Annotated in this window: 22 protein-coding genes and 4 pseudogenes; all 26 read left to right on the top strand. The window is 36.7% G+C overall.

What is annotated here, in order from left to right; translation table 11 throughout:
* Window positions 1-96 precede the first annotated feature (96 nt).
* The gene (locus ABWU65_RS01700; RefSeq protein WP_264685438.1) at window positions 97-534 is read left to right on the top strand and encodes a Holliday junction resolvase; all 438 of its coding nucleotides are present in this window, start codon (window positions 97-99) and stop codon (window positions 532-534) included.
* A 120-nt stretch (window positions 535-654) separates the two neighbouring features.
* On the top strand, window positions 655-1,869 hold the full coding sequence (locus ABWU65_RS01695) for a DNA modification methylase (protein WP_264689991.1): 1,215 nt from the start codon (window positions 655-657) through the stop codon (window positions 1,867-1,869).
* Window positions 1,870-1,903: 34 nt separating this feature from the next.
* Window positions 1,904-2,386 carry a hypothetical protein gene (locus ABWU65_RS01690; protein WP_264685439.1) on the top strand — a complete coding sequence of 161 codons (483 nt, stop codon included), beginning with the start codon at window positions 1,904-1,906 and terminating at the stop codon, window positions 2,384-2,386.
* Between the two features lie 19 nt (window positions 2,387-2,405).
* Window positions 2,406-3,903, top strand: a pseudogene (locus ABWU65_RS01685) (ankyrin repeat domain-containing protein).
* On the top strand, window positions 3,900-5,726 hold the full coding sequence (locus ABWU65_RS01680; protein ID WP_264685440.1) for a phage terminase large subunit family protein: 1,827 nt from the start codon (window positions 3,900-3,902) through the stop codon (window positions 5,724-5,726). Before ABWU65_RS01685 ends, ABWU65_RS01680 begins: the two are co-directional and overlap by 4 nt.
* Window positions 5,719-5,943 carry a gpW family protein gene (locus ABWU65_RS01675; protein WP_230609214.1) on the top strand — a complete coding sequence of 75 codons (225 nt, stop codon included), beginning with the start codon at window positions 5,719-5,721 and terminating at the stop codon, window positions 5,941-5,943. The genes ABWU65_RS01680 and ABWU65_RS01675 overlap by 8 nt, the downstream gene beginning before the upstream one ends.
* Entirely contained in the window at window positions 5,940-6,638 is a 699-nt protein-coding gene (locus ABWU65_RS01670; protein ID WP_264685441.1) for a glycoside hydrolase family 25 protein, read from the top strand. The genes ABWU65_RS01675 and ABWU65_RS01670 overlap by 4 nt, the downstream gene beginning before the upstream one ends.
* Entirely contained in the window at window positions 6,632-8,041 is a 1,410-nt protein-coding gene (locus ABWU65_RS01665) for a phage portal protein (protein ID WP_264685442.1), read from the top strand. Before ABWU65_RS01670 ends, ABWU65_RS01665 begins: the two co-directional genes overlap by 7 nt.
* 14 nt (window positions 8,042-8,055) lie before the next feature.
* Window positions 8,056-9,117: a S49 family peptidase gene (locus tag ABWU65_RS01660; protein WP_264685443.1), complete on the top strand. Its 1,062-nt coding sequence runs from the start codon at window positions 8,056-8,058 to the stop codon at window positions 9,115-9,117.
* Between the two features lie 46 nt (window positions 9,118-9,163).
* Window positions 9,164-9,532, top strand: a complete 369-nt coding sequence (locus ABWU65_RS01655; protein ID WP_172758369.1) for a head decoration protein — start codon at window positions 9,164-9,166, stop codon at window positions 9,530-9,532.
* Between the two features lie 24 nt (window positions 9,533-9,556).
* A pseudogene (locus tag ABWU65_RS01650) lies at window positions 9,557-10,219 on the top strand (major capsid protein); the annotation flags it as partial.
* A 227-nt stretch (window positions 10,220-10,446) separates the two neighbouring features.
* Window positions 10,447-11,391, top strand: a complete 945-nt coding sequence (locus ABWU65_RS01645) for an IS110 family transposase (protein WP_353279985.1) — start codon at window positions 10,447-10,449, stop codon at window positions 11,389-11,391.
* Window positions 11,392-11,614: 223 nt separating this feature from the next.
* Window positions 11,615-11,956 (top strand): annotated as a pseudogene (locus tag ABWU65_RS01640) (major capsid protein); the annotation flags it as partial.
* Window positions 11,957-12,041: 85 nt separating this feature from the next.
* Window positions 12,042-12,227: pseudogene (locus tag ABWU65_RS01635) on the top strand (hypothetical protein); the annotation flags it as partial.
* Window positions 12,228-12,733: 506 nt separating this feature from the next.
* Entirely contained in the window at window positions 12,734-14,077 is a 1,344-nt protein-coding gene (gene ltrA, locus ABWU65_RS01630; RefSeq protein WP_264374788.1) for a group II intron reverse transcriptase/maturase, read from the top strand.
* A 78-nt stretch (window positions 14,078-14,155) separates the two neighbouring features.
* Window positions 14,156-14,332, top strand: coding sequence for a hypothetical protein (locus tag ABWU65_RS01625; RefSeq protein ID WP_264376337.1), 177 nt, complete (start codon window positions 14,156-14,158; stop codon window positions 14,330-14,332).
* A gap of 1 nt (window position 14,333) precedes the next feature.
* Window positions 14,334-14,834, top strand: a complete 501-nt coding sequence (locus ABWU65_RS01620) for a phage tail protein (protein WP_264336177.1) — start codon at window positions 14,334-14,336, stop codon at window positions 14,832-14,834.
* Window positions 14,831-15,307, top strand: coding sequence for a hypothetical protein (locus tag ABWU65_RS01615; RefSeq protein WP_264336176.1), 477 nt, complete (start codon window positions 14,831-14,833; stop codon window positions 15,305-15,307). Before ABWU65_RS01620 ends, ABWU65_RS01615 begins: the two co-directional genes overlap by 4 nt.
* Window positions 15,294-15,758: a phage baseplate assembly protein V gene (locus ABWU65_RS01610; RefSeq protein ID WP_214303501.1), complete on the top strand. Its 465-nt coding sequence runs from the start codon at window positions 15,294-15,296 to the stop codon at window positions 15,756-15,758. The genes ABWU65_RS01615 and ABWU65_RS01610 overlap by 14 nt, the downstream gene beginning before the upstream one ends.
* Before the next feature lie 3 nt (window positions 15,759-15,761).
* The gene (locus tag ABWU65_RS01605) at window positions 15,762-16,016 is read left to right on the top strand and encodes a PAAR domain-containing protein (protein ID WP_015587734.1); all 255 of its coding nucleotides are present in this window, start codon (window positions 15,762-15,764) and stop codon (window positions 16,014-16,016) included.
* Window positions 16,013-16,348, top strand: coding sequence for a GPW/gp25 family protein (locus ABWU65_RS01600; RefSeq protein ID WP_264336175.1), 336 nt, complete (start codon window positions 16,013-16,015; stop codon window positions 16,346-16,348). The genes ABWU65_RS01605 and ABWU65_RS01600 overlap by 4 nt, the downstream gene beginning before the upstream one ends.
* Window positions 16,349-16,350: 2 nt before the next feature.
* Window positions 16,351-17,145 (top strand): baseplate J/gp47 family protein, encoded by a 795-nt coding sequence (locus ABWU65_RS01595; protein ID WP_264685446.1) that lies wholly within the window; start codon window positions 16,351-16,353, stop codon window positions 17,143-17,145.
* A complete protein-coding gene (locus ABWU65_RS01590; protein ID WP_264685447.1) occupies window positions 17,145-18,305 on the top strand; it encodes a phage tail protein in 1,161 nt (386 codons plus the stop codon). The genes ABWU65_RS01595 and ABWU65_RS01590 overlap by 1 nt, the downstream gene beginning before the upstream one ends.
* Before the next feature lie 168 nt (window positions 18,306-18,473).
* The gene (locus ABWU65_RS01585) at window positions 18,474-19,169 is read left to right on the top strand and encodes an ankyrin repeat domain-containing protein (protein ID WP_353280124.1); all 696 of its coding nucleotides are present in this window, start codon (window positions 18,474-18,476) and stop codon (window positions 19,167-19,169) included.
* A gap of 38 nt (window positions 19,170-19,207) precedes the next feature.
* Window positions 19,208-19,672, top strand: a complete 465-nt coding sequence (locus ABWU65_RS01580; RefSeq protein ID WP_264685449.1) for an ankyrin repeat domain-containing protein — start codon at window positions 19,208-19,210, stop codon at window positions 19,670-19,672.
* A 4-nt stretch (window positions 19,673-19,676) separates the two neighbouring features.
* A complete protein-coding gene (locus tag ABWU65_RS01575; protein ID WP_264685450.1) occupies window positions 19,677-20,108 on the top strand; it encodes a DUF2924 domain-containing protein in 432 nt (143 codons plus the stop codon).

The following is a 20,108-nucleotide window of genomic DNA, read 5'->3' as shown; positions in this document are numbered from 1 at the left end:
AAAGTAGTAAGAAATCCGGTATATATATAATAGAAGGGTATTGTTTCAACGAGGTTAGTTTACCTCCATGCGCTTCAACACAAAAGTTTCAAATAAATGTCAATCCTAACACTGGACCTCGGCAAACAAACGGGCTGGGCAATTCTAACAGATGGAATAATTGAAAGTGGGAGCAAAAGTTTTCATGGTAGCCGTTTCAGTGGAGGTGGAATGTGTTTCTTAAACTTTCGTAATTGGCTTAATTCTTTGAAAGACATTTCTGCAGTGTATTTTGAGGAAGTAAGAAGACACTTAGGAACTGATGCTGCTCATTGCTACGGTGGTTTTCTTGCCGTTCTATCTGCTTGGTGTGAAGAGAACAATATTCCCTACCAAGGTGTTAATGTTAAAACTATAAAACGCTTTATAGCAGGCAAAGGCAATGCAAGTAAGAGTGAAGTTATTGAAGCGATACGTGAAAAAGGTTTTTCACCTAGAGATGATAATCAAGCAGATGCTTTAGCTTTGATGTTCTATGTTATGGAAAGATATTAATAAGCTCATAAAAAGTGGGTCCTTTCGGCCATACTGGCGGGTTTGGTGGTGCTGACCCCAGGCCTTCTTTAGCGTCAGAGATATTTTGAATATTAACTTTTTAATTAGTACAGTAATTATATGAATTTAGCAATCCACTACTATCCTACTCAAAATCTGGTCGAATATGAGCGTAATCCACGTAAGAATGATGACGTAGTAAATAGAATGTGTGCTTCAATCAGGGAATTCGGCTTTCGTATACCAATAGTTGCAAAAAGCGATGGAACTGTGGTTGATGGTCATTTAAGACTTAAAGCAGCAAGAAAACTTGGTATGGAGAGTATTCCAGTGGTCTTAAGTGATAATTTAAATGAACCACAAACTAAAGCTTTTCGGTTACTGGCAAATCAATCAGCTAATTGGGCAAAGTGGGATGATGATCTTTTAAAGGTAGAAATTCAAGAGTTAGAAGATTTGCAGTTTGATCTTAAAATGACTGGATTTGAATTAGAAAAAGTTCAACGGTTTCTTGATGATTTAGATGGTGAAGAAGAAGATCTTTCTGACTTAGTTGTTGATGACAAAAAAGTAACAAAACCTGGTGATCTTTGGATTTTAGGTGATCATAGAATCTATTGTGGTGATAGCTCTGTAGTTGAATCATATAAAGCGCTGTTAGATGATAAAATGGCAGACATTACTGTTTGTGATCCTCCATATAACGTTGATTATGGTAGCAGTCAAGAAAGAGAGGATAAAAAGATACTAAACGATAATCAAGGTGAAAAGTACGAACTTTTTCTCTACGATATCTGTTCCCATATTTTAGCATATACGAAAGGTGCAATTTACATTTGCATATCATCATCAGAGTTTTCAACGTTGCAAAAAGCATTTGAGGAAGCGGGAGGAAAATGGTCAACATTTATCATTTGGGCAAAGAGTCACTTTACGCTAGGAAGGTCTGATTATCAAAGACAATACGAAGCAATGCTCTATGGATGGAAAAGGGGCAATAAACGTGAGTGGCATGGGGGTAGAAATCAAAGTGATCTGTGGTTTTATGATAAGCCAACACATAATACACTACATCCAACGATGAAGCCAGTAGAGCTAATGGAGAGAGCAATAGTAAACAGCAGCAGATCAGGAGACATAGTACTTGATCCATTTAGCGGTTCTGGAAGTACACTGATTGCATGTGAGAGAACAGGAAGAATTTGCAGAACAATAGAGCTAGATTCAAAATTTGTAGATGTAACCATAAAACGTTGGCAAGTATACACGGGAAGAGATGCAATTTTAGCCGGTACTGGCAAAACCTTTTCAGAGATTCAAGAAGAAAATTCGTAGATAAAGAGACACAAAAGAGAGAAGAGAAAAAAAAGTGGAAAAGATAACACAAACAGAATGGGCAAGAGAACAAGGATTTTCAAAGCAATATGTCTGTTATTTAGTAAAGAAAGGAATAGTTGAGCTGGAGGATGGACTCATTGACCGAGAACAAGCAAACAGGGCTATAGAAACAATAAGAGATCCAAGTCAACCACTGAGGAGAAAAAACTATTCAGAAAGCGGAGAAAAACTTTCCACGATGTTGCTAAAAACTAGAATAAAAAATGAAATGGAACGTGGTAAATTGCTTGAGGCAAAAGCTAAGGCTGAAATAGGAGAACTTGTAGCAGTAGAGGAAGTAAAGCGCGATGCATTTAACGTAGCAAGAGTTGTCCGTAATAATTTGCTTAATATTCCAAATAGAGTTTCAGCACTGCTTGCATCACTGAGTGACACTGAAAAGATTCATATGGCGCTAACTGAAGAGATTACAAACTCATTACAAGAATTATCTAATACTAAATTTCAAATATAAAAAAGATTTTGAATATAAAATGGCTGATAACCTAAGTTTGGAGTTAATAAAGTGCCTCATTAATCAACCAGGGGTAGATATAAACATTAGAGGATCAAACGGAAAAACCCCACTACATTGCGCTATAGAGTTTGATGAATTAAGTATGGTAGATCTGTTACTCACGAAAAAGAACATTAATCCTTTTGTAGAAGATAATGATGGTAAAACATCTCTTGATTACGCCAAAGAAGGGAAAAAAGCAGAAATATTACAAGCGCTAATTAATAACAAGTACGGGTCAGAACAAGATAGCTTACTTCATTTAGCTGCAATGATAGGTGAAATTAATGCAGTTAGATATTTGATAGGAAAAGGTATTGACGTTAATGTACGAAATACTTTGCATCATACTCCATTACATCTAGCAGCAGGAATAGGACATGCAGAAGTTGTAAAGATTTTGATAAGAGAAGGAAATGCTGAAATCGAGGTTTTTGATGCACGAAATCAGACACCGATGCACTATGCAGTTAACAACAAAAAATTGGAGATAGTAAAGTTATTACTGGAGCTAGGAGCAGATGTAAATAGCGCACGTGTAGGACAAAACTCGATGAAATTATCACCTGTGCATATAGCTGTAAGTAATACTAATTACGATGAAAGAGATTTGTGTCTTCAAATGCTTAATAAAGGAGCCTAATGCTCAAGTCAATTTGCAGGACTACGAAAATAAAACACCACTACATTATGCTGAAAGACTGAAAACAATAGAAGTTTTACTAACGCGAGAAGATATAGACCCTCTGGTAAAAGACGATAGCGGCAAGACACCATTTGATTACGCTAAACCTGAGATAAAGAAGGCTTTGATGAGTAATAAATACGGTTCTGAAAAGAATAGTCTACTACATTTAGCTGCACAAAGAGGAGAAATTGAGATTGTAGAATCTATTTTAAAGGAAGAAATCGATATTGATATTGTAAATAATAAAGGTCTATCACCGATTTACCTTGCTGCAGAAAAAGGACATTTACATGTAGTAAAATTACTACTGAAAAAAGGAGCAAATTATACACCTGTTTTGCACTTAGCAATCAAATCAAATAATTTGGAGTTACTTAAAGTTTTATTTACTGAAAAAAATGGTGCATTGCTCTGCAGAGATACCGTTATCAATTTTCCAACCCTTCATAATAAATATATAGCACAGAGAGAAATAGCAGATAAAAGGATGAAAAAACATAATAATATTATCTGCATCTGTATTACAGTTAGCGCAGTAGTAATGGCAGCATATATAGGTTTAACAGCAACAACAATAAGCAGTGCAATCATTTTTGCAACAACAACAGGGATATTTGCGATTATTATAGCACTAATGATAAGTGAGATGAGCAGAAGATATATAGAAAACAAATTTCAGAAAAAGATGTTTATGGAGATGGAGAAGTGTAGTTCTATTGTTGAGGAGTGTAGTTCTATTGTTAATGATGTTGAGATAGAACCAGTTATGAGTAGATGCAGACAATGATATACGCCACATCTTTTTCTGAAGGTTTAAGACCAGATCCAGAGCTTAAGGTGTCAGAGTGGGCAAATGAGTATCGAGTTTTAGCGCCAACTGCAGCATCAGAGCCAGGTAAATGGAGAACAGAAAGAACTCCTTATTTAAAAGAAATCATGGATTCACTTTCTCCGTCCTCGCCAGTAGAAAAAGTAGTATTCATGAAAGGAGCGCAGATTGGAGGAACAGAAGCAGGTAACAATTGGATAGGCTATATCATCGATCAAACACCAGGTCCAATGCTAGTTGTGCAGCCTACAGTTGAAATGGGAAAGCGTTGGTCGAAGGGAAGATTTGCACCACTGATTGAAAGTACACCATGTTTAAAAAGTAAAGTAAAAGACCCAAGGTCAAGAGACTCAGGCAACACTGTACAAAGTAAGGAATTTCCAGGTGGAATTGTAGTAATAACAGGTGCAAATAGCAGTGTAGGACTTCGCTCTATGCCAGTAAAATACCTCTTTCTTGATGAAATAGATGCATATCCAGGAGACTCAGGAGGAGAAGGAGATCCAGTACTGCTCAGCATAGCTCGTACCAATACATTTGCACGGCGAAAGATCTTTTTAGTATCAACGCCAACGATTCATGGAATAAGCAGAATTGAGAAAGAATTTGAAGCAACAGATAAGAGATATTTTTTTGTACCATGTCCGCATTGTAATTATTACCAAATATTAAAATGGTCACAAATAAAATGGGAAGATAAAAATCCAAATACAGCACACTATATATGTATAGAATGTGGTGAAAAGATAGAAAATCATCAAAAGACAGAGATGCTTGAGCGTGGAGAATGGAGGCCTACTAATAGAGTAAAAGGTGAGAAAAAAGGATTTCATCTTTCAAGTCTTTATAGTCCAGTAGGCTGGTATAGCTGGACTCAAGCAGTAGAAGATTTTCTTCATGCAAAAGAAAGTGAACAATTACTGAAGGTTTGGATAAATACTACACTTGGAGAAACCTGGGTAGATAAAGGAGAAGTACCAGACTGGAAGCAATTATTTAACAGGAGAGAATTTTTTCCCGTAGGCACAGTACCTAGGAGAGAAGTGGTGCTTACTGCAGGAGTAGATGTCCAAAAAGATCGTTTAGAAGTAGAAGTTGTAGCATGGGGAAAAAGCCGCGAAAGTTGGTCAATAGAATACCGAGTATTTGAAGGTGATACTGGAAGAGGAGAAGTATGGGGAAAACTCTCTGAGCTCTTAAATCATCATTTTATCGGTGAAAATGGTCTTGAATACATGATAAGTATGATGGCGGTTGATGCTGGGTATGCGACACAAGAAGTATACAACTGGGTAAGAGGTCATCAAGGCTCTGGAAGAGTGATGGCAGTGAAAGGTGTAAATAAAGCGCTAGTACCACTTGGCAGCCCAAGTAGAGTAGATATAACAGTTGGTGGGCAAAAGCTGAAAAGAGGAATAAAGCTCTGGCCAGTGGGAGTATCGATATTAAAATCAGAGCTTTTTCAGCTACTTAATATTTTAAAAGAAGGTGAAGAAGCTCCAGCAGGATACTGTCATTTTCCGGAGTATGCACCTGAATATTTTAAGCAGCTAACGGCAGAGCAATTAGTCAGTAAGGTAGTAAAAGGATACACCAAACAAGAGTGGCAAAAGGTAAGAGAAAGAAATGAAGTACTAGATTGCCGAATTTATGCGAGAGCAGCATCTATTGCACTTGGAATTGATCGTTGGCCAGAGAGTAAATGGAATAGTTTGAGTGGAAAAACGGAAAGCAAAAAGCCTAAAAAAGTAAGACAGAGTAAGTGGCTGGAAAATGTATAACGAAGAGTATTTGTTTCAAGTTGAACAAGCAATAAAGAAGCTGCAAAGCGGAGAGCGAGTAGTATCAATTGCATATGGTGACCATGTTGTGAGATATGCTGAAGTGCAAATAAACGATCTTTTAAACTTAAGACAAAGAATCAAGGCTGAGCTCAAGGTTGAAGGTCAAAAACCAAAAAGAAAGATTGTTATTTCAACGAATAAAGGAGTGGTATGAGAAGTTGCATGGTAGAAAATGGATACCCAGATTTTCTAGAGCATTTGAGGTATATGATAGCTACCGCTACACCAGGTATGCTTATAAATGCAGTAATAGATTTGTCGCACTGGAATGAAAACATAAATTTTAAATTAGCAAAAGAAGATGGAATATTGGGAGTTATTCATAAAGCAACCCAGGGGCTAAAATACATAGATCCAACTTATACAGAAAGAAGGAAAGCCGCTGAAAAAGAGGAATTGCTTTGGGGTGCATACCATTTTGGTGTCGGGGAAAAAAGCGGCAAAGACCAAGCTGAGCATTTTCTCGAAACAATTGGTGATAGTTCAAATATATTGTTAGCCCTTGACATTGAGGAAAACAAAGATGGAAAAAGCATAATGCCAAAACAAGCAGAGGACTTTGTAAATAGGGTCTATTTAGTAACCGGACGTTTGCCGTTAATTTATGGAAGCCCTAGTTTTCTCAAGGATTTTGCCACCCCAACTTTAACAGAATGTCCACTATGGTTAGCAAAATGGGGAACAAAACTGACATTACCAATAGGATGGAGGAACTGGACTCTATGGCAATATACCGACGGTCAAACAGGAGCAAAGCCGCATGAAGTAGAAGGAATCGGAAAATGTGACAGAAATAAATTTAACGGAACTTTGAAAGAATTAAGAGAATTTTGGTTATCAGGATGTTAAAAACCTTCAAACAATTATTTGGCAAGCCAAAAATCAAAAGTTCTGCATGGGATGCAGCAGGCTCAGGAAGAAGGGTAATGTATTGGCAAGGAGAAGCAGGAAGCATAAATAATTTGCTTTCTCAAAGCCTTGAGCACTTGCGTAGTCGATCACGTGACATGGTGAGAAAAAATCCTTACGCTGCAAATATAATTGATACGATAGTAAGCAACTCTATTGGAACAGGAATAAAACCACAATCAAAAGCAAGAGATGGGGAATTTCGAAAGAAAGTTCAGGAATTATGGCTAAATTGGACAGACGAAGCAGATAGCTGTGGAATAAGTGATTTTTATGGATTACAAGCTCTAGTATGCAGAAGTATGATAGAGGGAGGAGAATGTTTTGTACGTTTAAGAACGAGAAAGCTGGAAGATAGATTTTCTGTGCCATTACAACTGCAAGTACTTGAGTCTGAACATTTAGACAATAAAACAAATCAAACTTTAGCAAATGGTAATGTAATAAGAAACGGGATTGAGTTCAATAGACTTGGGCAAAGAGAAGCTTATTACCTTTTTAGAGAACACCCTGGTGAGAGTACTTTTGGTGAGTCTGTAAGAGTACCAGCAAATGATGTTTTACATATTTATAAACCCTTAAGACCTGGGCAAATTAGAGGAGAACCGTGGCTTTCCAATGTACTTTTGAAACTTTATGAACTTGATCAATATGATGATGCAGAACTCGTTCGAAAGAAAACTGCAGCGATGTTTGCTGGATTTATTACCAGACTTGATCCAGAAGCAAATATCATGGGAGAAGGTGAAAGTAATGAGCAAGGAGTAGCACTATCAGGTTTAGAGCCAGGAACTATGCAGCTTTTAGACCCAGGAGAAGACATAAAATTTTCAGAGCCATCTGATGTTGGAGGAAGTTATGAAGCATTCATGAGACAGCAGCTGAGAGCTATTGCAATAGGCACAGGAATAACATATGAGCAACTAACAGGAGATTTAACAGGTGTTAATTATTCATCAATCAGAGCGGGATTAATAGAGTTTCGTCGTCGATGTGCTATGCTGCAACACAACATTATGGTATTTCAATTTTGCAGACCAGTATGGAATAGATGGCTAGAGTTAGCAGTACTGTGTGGAGAACTCTGTATAGATGAAAAAGTGGCAAAAGCAGCGAAAGAAGAAGTAAAATGGATACCACAGGGATTTGATTGGGTGGATCCACTGAAAGACCAGCAAGCACAGCAAATGGCAGTAAGAAATGGATTTAAGAGTCGATCGGAAGTAGTATCAGAAATGGGTTACGATGTTGAAGAAATTGACCAAGAAATAGCAGAAGATCAAAAGCGTTCTGATTCTCTCAACCTTTTCTTTGATTCTGATGTCAGGACACAAACAAAATAAATCTCGTTTACTTTATGGAAATTTTACAAACCAACTGGCTATCTAGGCCGATGATGATAGAGCAAAAAAGCTTTGACCTGTTGTCACTATATAACGGAAAACAACCTATCTTTAAAAACGTAAAACACTATGTAAAGAACAATATAGAAAAGACAGCAATAATACCAATACATGGAATTTTAACCAAAAAACCAGGAGCTTTTGACGATTTTCTGGGAATGACATCATATGAGAAAATTCAAGAAGAAATAGAAGAAGCATCATCAAACAAAGATATAGAAACTATTCTGCTTGATATAGATAGTCCAGGCGGAGAAGTAAACGGTTTATTCGACTTGGCTGATTTTATTTACGAATCAAGAGCAAAAAAGAGAATTGTGGCAATAGCAAATGATGATGCGTACTCTGCTGCATATGCTATAGCTTCAAGTGCTGAAAAGGTATTTGTGAGCAGAACTTCTGGTGTTGGCAGTATAGGAGTAATAGCAAGTCATATAGATCAAAGTAGGTTTGATGAAAAGCAAGGAATAAAATACACAACTATTTTTGCAGGCAAGAGAAAGAATGATTTAAATCCACATGAACCTATAAGTTTAGAAAGCTTAAAAAGTTTAGAGGAGGAAGTAAATCGCTTATATGAAATTCTGACTGAACTTATAGCACGAAACAGAGGACTTTCTGTACAAGCAATAAAAAATACTGAAGCAGGTCTATATTTTGGTGAGAAAGCAGTAGAAATAGGTCTTGCAGATGGAGTTACAACATTTTTTGAATTTATTAACAAAGGAGAAAATACTATGAATAAACAAACTACAACTGACCTAGAAACTGATAATTTAACTAAGTATCGTACTGAAGTTGTTGAATTAATACGTTTATGTAACTTATCACGAATGCCAGAGAAAATAGGAGAATTTATTGAGCAGGGTGTAAGTATTGAGCAAGCAAGGGAAGTTTTAATGGAATTACTTGCAGAGAGAACGAAGAAGACAGAGATACTGAGTGCAATACCACAGAATTCAGGAGAAGATTTGATGATGCAAGTAGCAAGAAGTCGTGCGCAATCTGGCATTTAGAATATTCGTAGTATAACAAAAGTAGAAAATAAAGGAGAAAAGCAAAATGAGTACTATAACCGAACAAAATAATCTAGGTGACCTATTAAAATATGAGGCATCAAGTCTATATTCAAGAGATCAGATAACAGTAGCCAAGGGACAAAATCTTAAACTTGGTACAGTAGTGGCTCTCGATAAAGATAACATGATTAAGATAATAAATCCAACTGCCACAGATGGTACACAAACAGCGATAGGTGTGATAATAAGCGATGTAAACGCAAAGGAAAATACCAAAGCAGTAATTATTACTCGTGGTGCAATGCTAGCAGATCATGCAGTGGTGTGGCCAGCAAATATCACTGAAGAGCAGAAAGCTGCAGCAATAAAGCAACTTGAAGCACGAGGGATCATTGTCCGCAAGGGAGTGTAACTTAAATTAATAAGGAGAAAAAGAATGCAAAATCCATTTACAAATACAGCATTTAGTATGACGGCACTAACAAATGCGATGAATATATTGCCGATAAATTATGGACGGGTTGAAAATTTAAACTTGTTTCCAAGTAGGTCAGTAAGATTTAGACATATTACCATAGAAGAGCAAAACGGAGTATTAAGTTTACTACCAACGCAGTTACCCGGAGCACCAGCAACAGTAGGAAAACGCGGCAAAAGAAAGGTAAGAACATTTACAATTCCACATATTCCACATGATGATGTAGTTTTACCTGAAGAAGTTCAAGGAATCCGTGCTTTTGGCTCAGAAAACGAACTTGTAGCGTTTGCCGATGTAATTACAGATCACTTGCAAACAATGAGAAACAAACATGCAATCACGCTAGAACATCTTCGTATGGGAGCTTTAAAGGGAATAATTTTAGATGCAGATGGGTCTGAATTACTTAACCTATATACAGAATTTGGTATTACAGCAAAAACAGTAAACTTTGCTCTTGGCACAGCAACAACGGATGTAAAGCGTAAGTGTATGGAAGTACTAAGGCATATTGAAGATAATTTAAGTGGCGAGTATATGGAAAGAGTACATGCTCTGGTAAGTCCTGAATTTTTTGATGCATTAACCTCTCACCAAAAAGTAAAAGAAGCATACGAAAGATTGTAAGTTAAAAATGTGATATAAAAGAGATAAGAGGGAAAGATAACCCTACTCACTATAGGAATAGGGCTATCACGGGCGTGTGCGACCGAATGAAAGTTGGTATTACAACCGTAGCCATCAAGGTAAACTAGCCCCATCTCTCGATACGTTTGAATAGTTGCATGGGACATATGTATGCACCCGTTTACAATCTTAAATTAATTAAACTATCGAGGTTATTTATTATGATTACATCTTATCAAAATTTCATTGGCATTGATATCGGAAAATTTAAAAATGTTGCTGCAGCTTATAACCAAAGGAGAGCTATCAAGTTTGACAATGATGCTACTGGTTGGCAACAGTTGTTTCAAAAATTTTCAGATATCCTACCTAATTCTCTAGTAACTTTAGAAAACACTGGAAAATATGAGCTTGGCTTAGCACATTTTCTTGTTGATAAGAATGTTGCTGTACATCGAGCTAATACTCGTAAAGTAAAAAGTTTTATCATATCACATGGAACTTTAGCAAAGACAGATCAATCAGATGCAAGAGCCCTTGCTCAATATGGTTTTGAACGCTATAGTGCTCTATCTCTATTTGTGCGTATGTCAAAAGAACAAACCGCCTTAGTTGCACTCTGTCAACGTCGTGATGACATTACGCAAATGAGAACTCAAGAGAAATGTAGGCTTGCAGCACCTGAAAACGACTATATAAAGGAAAGTTGCCAAAAAACAATAGACTTTTTTACCAGTCAGATAAATGAGTTCAACGATGCCATACAAAGAATTATTGATAAAAATCCAGAGTTACAAAAGCGTCAAAAAATCTTGAGAACAGTGCCAGGAATAGGTCTCAAGTTATCACAAGTTTTTGTGTGTCTAATGCCAGAACTTGGCCACCTAAACAAAAAAGAAGTTGCAAGTCTTGCTGGAGTTGCTCCACATCCAAAAGAAAGCGGTAAAACTATTGGTTATCGAAGGATAACAGGTGGTAGAAGCAACGTTCGTGCAAAGCTTTTCACAGCTGCTATGGCTGCTGCAAGATCTAAATCTGCACTTGGTGCTTTTTATTCTGATCTTATTGGTAGAGGTAAAAAGAAGATGGTAGCTATAACAGCTCTAATGCGAAAAATCATAGTAATTGCCAATGCAAGACTTAAAGAAGCAATTAATATGAAATAAAAAAAATCTGTATAGAAAATAGGTTAACGAATATGTGCGTCTACACACATTTAAAGCACATATTCGTTAACCATAAAATCTAAGCAGTGCTTGCTGTTTGATATAAATTTCTTTCTGTATAAACTAGGGTTTTTGTTGCCAAAATACATTTTTCAATTGAATAAAAATACAAAATTATCAACAAATGAGACTAAATTCAAAAAATTTTAAAAAACATAGTTGATGGCAGGAGGGAGCAGCACTTCGAGACGATATGAGATCAGGATTTACGTTTTGTGGTATAACATTTGAGGAATATAGAGGACAAGCAACTGACCCTGAAGGAACCGTGAGAAGATTTATTGAGAAAGATACAGGGCACTGTTTTCCACTAGGAACAGCAAGCACATTTACAACATATTTTGCACCAGCAGATTTTAATGAGACAGTAAATACACTAGGAAAACCACTTTATGCAAAACAAGAGCCAAGGAGGTTTGATAGAGGGACTGATTTGCATACACAGTCGAACCCTCTGCCAATGTGCCACCGCCCGGCCGTTTTGGTCAAGGTCGTTGCAACATAAAAATACTGATAGAGCAACAAAAAGGCAGTTAGTATTCTATCAGCATATAGCGTACTGATGAAAACTTAATGAATAAAATAGAAGAATGCAAGAGAGTATTAAGCGATTATTTAAAGATTGTCTTATCCATTTAGGGGAGTTAGCTTTATATGAGTCAAAGAATAAGTCATATATGGTACAGGTATTAAAGCAACAGCCAGATAAATTATACGAGATTGGTGAAGGACAATTTGTGGAAGAAACTTTAGCGTTAGAAGTAAGTGCGTTTGATGGTGCGTCCAGAGAAGGTAAGTATGTTCAGTAGGAGTCAAACCTACCAGGATAAGAGTCGGAGTCCTGTAGCTTGGGTAGCAGTATGGAGGGAAACCAAGATACTGAAGCCTACCGACAACGTTATCGTAAGGATAAAGGCGAGTTATCGGGCCATAACGGAAGTGAACACATAGGTGGCCTCGAAAACACAGTACTGAAGGCCGAACCAGCCGTCAAATGGTGAAGGCAGTACAGAAGGTTGAAAAACGACTGATACAACTGTTCTACTTCAGCGGGGTGATAGTGATGGCACGATAACAAGGACATACAAAACAACTGGAGAAGCCCTCCTCATCCCAAGGAGAAATATCTTGGAGAGGTAGGTTCTATAACTGGAAACAGGAAATGAACCGAAGATGAAAGGGTGGCGGATGGGTGCGTAGTAGCGAAGAAGTGAGGTAATGCTCATGGAGCAAAGGTACCCTACTAGTAGAAATCTTTTAACAAAAGGGAGGTAAAGGTAAAATGATAAAAATGCCAATAAAATTACAAGACCTGAGAAGAAAGATATATACCAAAGCGAAGGCAGAACCGGAATGGCGATTCTGGGGAATCTATGTTCATGTTTGCAAAATGGAAACACTGAAAGAAGCCTACAAGCTAACAAAGAGGAGTAATGGGGCACCAGGAATTGACAGAGTGACATTCGAATTGATAGAAGCAGAAGGCTTAGAAAAGTATCTCCAACAAATAAGATATGAACTAATAACCAAGACCTATAGCCCAAATAGGAACCGGAGAAAGGAAATACCAAAAGCTGGGGGAAAACTCAGAGCATTGAACATACCCTGCATCCGTGATAGAATAGTGCAAAGTGCACTAAAGCTAATAATTGAACCAATATTCGAATCTGACTTTCAGGACGGATCATATGGATATAGACCTAAGAGAAAAGCGCATGAAGCAATAAAAAGGGTAGAGAAAGCAGCAATCAAAGACAATACAAAAGCTATTGACATAGATCTGAAATCCTACTTTGATAATGTGCGACATCATATTCTTATGGAAAAGATTGCCAAGAGAATAAATGATAAAGAAATCATGCACTTGATCAAGCTAATCCTCAAGATGGGAGGAAAACGAGGAATAGCGCAAGGATCAACGATTTCGCCGTTATTGAGCAATATATACCTCAATGAGGTAGATAAAATGCTAGAGAAAGCAAAAGAGGTGACCAAAGAAGGAAAATATCAACATATAGAATACGCAAGATGGGCAGACGATTTAGTAATACTGATAGATAGACACCCAAAATGGGAATGGCTGGAAAAGTCAGTATACAAAAGGTTACAAGAGGAATTAGCAAAAATAGAAGTAGAAGTAAATGAAGAAAAGACAAAAGTTGTTAACCTAAAAGAAGGGGAAAAGTTCAGCTTTCTAGGATTCAATTTTCGAGAGAAAATTACAAAACAAGGAAAATGGACGGTAGAAACAACACCACAGATGAAAGCACGAACAAACCTACTTCACAAGTTGAAGGAAGTATTTCGTTGGCATAAATCGCAACCAATAGAGAGAGTGATTCATATCATTAATCCGATATTGAGAGGGTGGATAAACTATTTTAGGATTGGAAACTCAAGTCGAAGCTTTCACTACGTGAAGCATTGGGTAGAGAAGAAAATAAGACGCAATTTAATGAAAGCCAGAAAAGCAAGAAAAGGATTTGGCTGGAAGAGGTGGAGTAGAGAATGGATATATAAAACCCTGGGTCTATATTCGGACTACAGAATAAGATATTACATTCCGAAAGCATCACCAGCACAATATGTTATAAATTTTGGTAAAGAATCTACTAGGAAAGCGTAGTGCGGGAAAACTGCATGCTGCGTTTGATGAGGCGGGAGCTGGAAACGTGAATATGGGAATTTTGGATTGAGGCCCAACATGAAAATAATGGATCAGCCACCAAACCCTAAAGAGGCGCGCCAGTTCTCGACCCTACTGTTAAAGCCAATAGTAGGAGATGTTTTTGTTATAGGTGATCGAAGATATAAAGTACACTCACCGCCACTTAGAGACAAGTCTGGAATAACGTGGAAAATAAAAGCGTCTGGGGTGTAAAATGTCTATTCATATAGAAGTTGAGGTAATAGAAAGTGTAAATGCTAAAAGAAGAAAAGTAGAATTAGCAACGGTAAAGGCATTAAACAAAACGGCACTATGGTTAAAAGCGCAAGCAGCTAAGGAAATTAGTGAGGAAAAGAAGATAAAATTGACGTTAATGAGAAGAAGGCTAAGAATTTTTAAGGCGAAAACTAGCAGATTAGAAGTGTTAATTAGAGCAAATCTCTATGACATTAGAGCATCGGCAATTGGCAAAATACAAAAAACAAGAAGAGGATCGAAAGTAGGAAAGCATGAGTTTATAGGAGGATTTGCAGCAGTTATGCCAAAAGGAAATAGCGGTATGTTTAAACGTGAAGGAAGAGCAGCATTGCCAATAAAGGAAGTTAAATTGTCACTCGAACCTGAGGCTTCAAGGATAGTAGGGAATCTTGTTAATTATGAAGTTGAGAAAGTCTTTACAAAATTTTTTGAACGTGAATTGAGCTATAAAGGATGAATTTGAAAGATTTACATGATAAAATTTGTACCACGCTGAAGAGAGAAATACCAGCAATTCAAACTTGTGAAATTTATCCATCGATAAGAAAAGAATTATTAGCGCCAGCGTTATTTGTAGAGCTTGTGAGTTTAGAATCGGGAAAAGATCCAGGAACAGAGGAATTAGCACTGAAAGCAAGATTTGAAGCACGAATTGTGATTGATAGCACAATAGAAAATGCCCCTATTATTGTCAGAACATTAGCAGCAGAAGTAGCAAGAGTAGTGAATAAAAATACTTGGAACGTGGAAAATGTTTCACCAGGAGAATTTATCTCTGCGGAAATTGACGGATTTAGGCCAGAATTAGATGCGTATCTCGTGTGGATGGTTGAATGGGTGCATACAATACACGTAGGACGATCTATTTGGAAAGAAGGAAAATTTATGCCACACAAAATAGAAATCGGTGAAATAAATGTTAGAAAATAATTTTGCAATTTCGGAACTACAGAGGAAAGTGGCCAACATTGTTCGTATAGGAGTTGTAAAAGAAATAGATTATGAAAAAGCAAAAGTAAGAGTTAAAATAGGAGAATTTTTAACAGATTATTTACCATGGATAACGAGCAAAGCAGGAAAAGATAGAGATTGGTCTCCACCAGATATCGGTGAACAGGTTATGATATTTTCTCCTCTTGGCGAATTATCGTTAGGAGTGGTGTTAGGAGGGATATACCAGGAAAAATACCCTGCATCAGAGAATAAAAAAGAGGTGAGTAGCTTAACATTTCAAGATGGAACAAAGTTGTCATACGATAAAGATAAACATCATTTAGAGATTGAAGTAGTAGATAAAATAACACTGAAAGCTGGAGAATCGAGTATAGAAATGACAAAAGAAAGAATAAAACTTAAGGGAAGGAGAATAGATCTAAACTAGCATATGGGTAAAGCAATCGTTTGTGTAGGGGATAATTGTACAGGAATACCGGTTCATGTTTGTATGAGTGGAAGTGAAGACGTATTTGTAAATAGTAGATCTGTGTGTCGTAGGGGTGATATCTTGACTATAGGGGAGACACTAACGCAAGGGTCAAACAGCGTATTTGTGAACGGTATGGGAGTAACAAGAACAGGAGACTTGGTATCGTGTAGTTTTAAAGTGATAGGTGTTAGCAAAAATGTATTTGCAGAATGAGAGGCATGAATGCTAGCACGGGAAAGGAATTGGAAGGAATAGAACATTTAAAACAATCAATTACTGATATTTTAACCACTCCTATTGGATCACGTATTATGAGAAGAGAGTATGGTTCTCGATTATTTGAATTAGTAGATAAGCCAATAAATAGAGATTTAACTTTGGAAATCTATGCAGCAACAGCAGAAGCACTGGGGAAATTTGAGAAGAGATTTAAGTTAGAAAAAGTAAAGATTGCTGAAGCTAAAGAAGGAAAAATGACTCTTGTACTTGAAGGTATGTATCTTTCAGAAGGCAAATTCATAGGTATTAGTGGAATAGTTGTTTAGAAATGCAGACATCTAATATTATTGAAAAACTAAGCTATGAGGAAATATTTTCGAGAATGAAAGAAGAGTTAGTAAATCGAGACACAAGTTTTACAGCATTAGTTGAAAGTGATCCAGCGATAAAGATTCTGGAGGTGGCAGCATGGAGAGAGTTGTTACTCAGAGAAAGAATAAATGAAGCAGTAAAGAGTAACTTACTTAAATTTGCGACAGGAGAAGATCTTGATAATTTGGCTGAGTTTTATGGAGCAGAGAGGCAAGATGGAGAAGAAGATGAACGCTTCAGAAAAAGAATCAAGGCAAGAATAGTTGGCTCAAGCACAGGAGGGAGTAAAGAGCATTATCGGTTTCAAGCACTCTCAGCAGATAGTAGAGTAAAAGATGCACTAGTAGAATCACCTATACCAGGAAAAGTACAAATTTCAATCTTATCAACACAATTATCCACAACTGGCATAGTGTTAGAAGAGCTACTTGAAATTGTAAGAAAGCAAGTTACTAGAGATGATATAAGGGTTTTAACCGATACAGTAAAAGTGATGGGTTGCAATATTACGGAAATAGATATTCACAGCAGAATGAGCATGAGTCCTGTAATATCAGAGGAAGAAATCAAGAAGCAGTTTATTAAGAAGTTTGAATTAGCAAAAAGATTAGGGTGGAGTGTGACAAGATCTTGGATAATAGCGAATTTATTTGTAGATGGTGTAGAAAACGTAGAATTAATCGAGCCAAAAGAGGATGTTGTGGTTCTGGGAAATGAATGTGCAAATTTGAGAAATTTAAAGATTGAGTAATGTTACTGCCACCAAATGCAACAAGGCAGGAAAGAGCGCTAGTAGATGCGATAGATTATAAAGTAGATCCAAACTGTATCAGAGGATTTAAGTTTAGTCTTAAAGAAGAAACATTGCCGTGGATAATAGAAGAATATGGTTTAGAAGAGATACTGCGTTGGGTAAAAGATAGAAGAAAAGCCGTAGTAGAAGGAGTAAAATTTCAAAGACTACGTGGAACCCCAGCATCACTCAAAATAGCACTCAAGTGGGCAAATATAGAAGATATTACAATTATTGAAGAGCCACCCGGTAAACATTTTTTCGAGTTGCAAATAGGAATAAAGGATGTTCCAAATGACTTTTTTGTGGATGCAGTAGTAGAACTTGCAAAACTATCATTACCAGCAAGATCAAGGCTAATGAGGATTTTCAATGATCACTACAATGTTGACAGGTTTATTTTAGATGAAAGCTTTTTTGGAAGTTTGTTGTCGGATTACTCAGGTAGAAAAGTTGAAAAAGATGGGCCAGTGTTATCGTTTGGAAGAATAAATTTTTTCAGGTCTAGTGGTCCAGTTATTAGGATTATAGAAAACTATCTACGCGATCATTATGAACGAGCTTTAAGCAATGATATATATCGCCTAGATGTAGCAATCCTTGGAGAAACCGAGCCTCACACAAGGGATTATAAAGGCATCTATGAAAGAGATCATTTGTGGTACAACTTAAAAGCACTATATCCATTACCACAGAGTTTATTACCATCGATTAAATTTGCAAAAGCGCAGATAGTATTATCAGACAGTTGTGATTTAGGAGACATAAATACGTGCTTTCCAGTTAGTAGCGTAGAAGAAAGAGGAAATAAATTTGTATTGGGAAGCGATAAACTTTCAGGGCAGCATTGGAGTTTAAAACACAAGCCAATTTTAGAAAGGTTTAGCGTTACTCACCACTACAAAATAGAAAACTATACAGATCAGAAGATTACAAAATATGGTTTAGCAGAACACAATATTAAGTATGAAAACGATTTAGATTCAGACCAAAAAGATTCGATACATGAATTAGAAAATTACATTTTAGTATTTTACCCAGGAGTACTGAAGTGGCACGAACATCGACATTTGCACAGAAGTTGGAAAAATAGTCAAGTAATATGTCTAATAAGTTAAGTACTTATATTTAGATCCTCATATATTATATTAATAATAGGTTAAAATGTATGAAATAAAAAGAAAAGGACTTGCTTTCTTATGCTAAAACGGACATGACTTGAATAGCAGCAGGTAAATATAAGAAATTTGTCTGGCGCTAGAAAAGCTAATTTTGTGAGGTATGAAATGAGTTTTAGCAAGAGTAAGTTTTTTAAAGAAGTATCAAGTAACGATATTAATAAAAGAAATGAAGAAGGAGAGACGATCTTGCATCAAGCAGTAGAAATCTCTGATTACAAAACAGTGAGATTATTAATAAAAAAAGGAGCAGAGGTAAATGCAAGAGATAAAAATGGTTATACGCCACTACACTGTGCAGTATTTGCGAAAAGCTTAGAAAATGTAAAAGTGCTGCTAAGGTCGGGAGCAGAAGTAAATGTCACTCAATATGTCAGTGGATGTACGCCACTCCACTCTGCGTGCAAAATAGGAGGAGTTGAAATAATAAAAGAGCTAGTAAAAGCGGGAGCTGAAGTTAATCAACTGAATAAGTACGGTGCAACACCAATGTATTACATCTGGGAAAGTAAAAAGTATCGTCTATGTGATAGCAAAGAGAGTGAAGAGGCGAGTAAATTTCTGAGAGAACAAGGAGGAATAACAAAAAGTAGAGAACTGACGTGCTATGGAATAGAGAGGCTAGTGGGAGAAATAGCAGACATGTTGAATGGGAGTTATTTGCCGGAGTTAAAAATAATAGAGATAGAAGAAATAAGGAAGAGAGACAAATCGCTAATAAAGAAAGAATGTCAAAATTTAGCAAGCAAGATAATGAGCCAAGTGAACGAAATGATAGATGAGGTAGCGAAAAGGAAGGTTTAAAAGAGGGATTTAAATTTAAAGAAAAGGTGAGGTGGATTATGTTAAAGCTTGGCAAATTTAATAAGTCAGCAAAAGAATTATTAGAGAACTCATATGAAAATATTTATGAAAGAGACAGAACAGCTCTACATTATGCAATAGACGCAAAAACAGTGAGGTTATTAGTCGAAAAAGGAGCGAATGTGAATGCAGCAGATGTAGAAGGACACACAGCACTGCACCTAGCGGTAACGGAGAAACGTCTAGAAATCGTGAGGGAATTGATAAAATCAGGAGGGAATGTAAATGCGGAAGAATATGGAAATAAATGCACACCGCTGCACCTTGCATGCATGATAGGCGAAAAAGAGATAGTGAAAGAATTAGTGAAGGCTGGAGGAGAAATAGAACAAGCGGATAAATTTGGAATGACAGCAATGGATTATGCGAAAAACAGTAAGGAGATCACTGAAATATTGAAGAAAGAAATAGACAGAATTGAAAAGCTATTTATGAAGGGCTAAAAATATGGAGAAAGAAATAGAAAAGAAAGTAATGAATTTAGAGAGAAAACCTTTGGGTGAGCTGAGAAAAATGTGGAAGAAGGTATTTGGGGAAGAGGCGCCTAGATACTCAAAGAAATATCTGATACCAAGATTAGCTTATAGAATGCAGGAAAAAGCGTATGGAGAAATGTCAAGAAAGGGGACAAAAAGACTAGAGTATCTGGCAGATCGGCTAGAGAAGGGAAAAAGAATAAGTAGTGACAAACTGCCAGTAGAGGGAACAGAGCTAATATTAGAAAGAGGAGAAAAGACACATGCAGTAATGGTAACAGATAAGGGTTTAATCTACAGAGAAGAATTTTTTACGTCATTGTCAGCAGTAGCCGGAAAAATAATGGGAATGAGTTACAATGGACCTTTATTATTTGGAATGCGTGATAAAAATGGAAGTTGA

This window comes from Wolbachia endosymbiont (group B) of Silvanus unidentatus (assembly GCF_964028615.1).
Classification (GTDB): Bacteria; Pseudomonadota; Alphaproteobacteria; order Rickettsiales; family Anaplasmataceae; genus Wolbachia.
The sequence above is the reverse complement of the archived record's forward strand: the minus strand, read 5'-3'. Positions and strand labels throughout refer to the sequence as shown.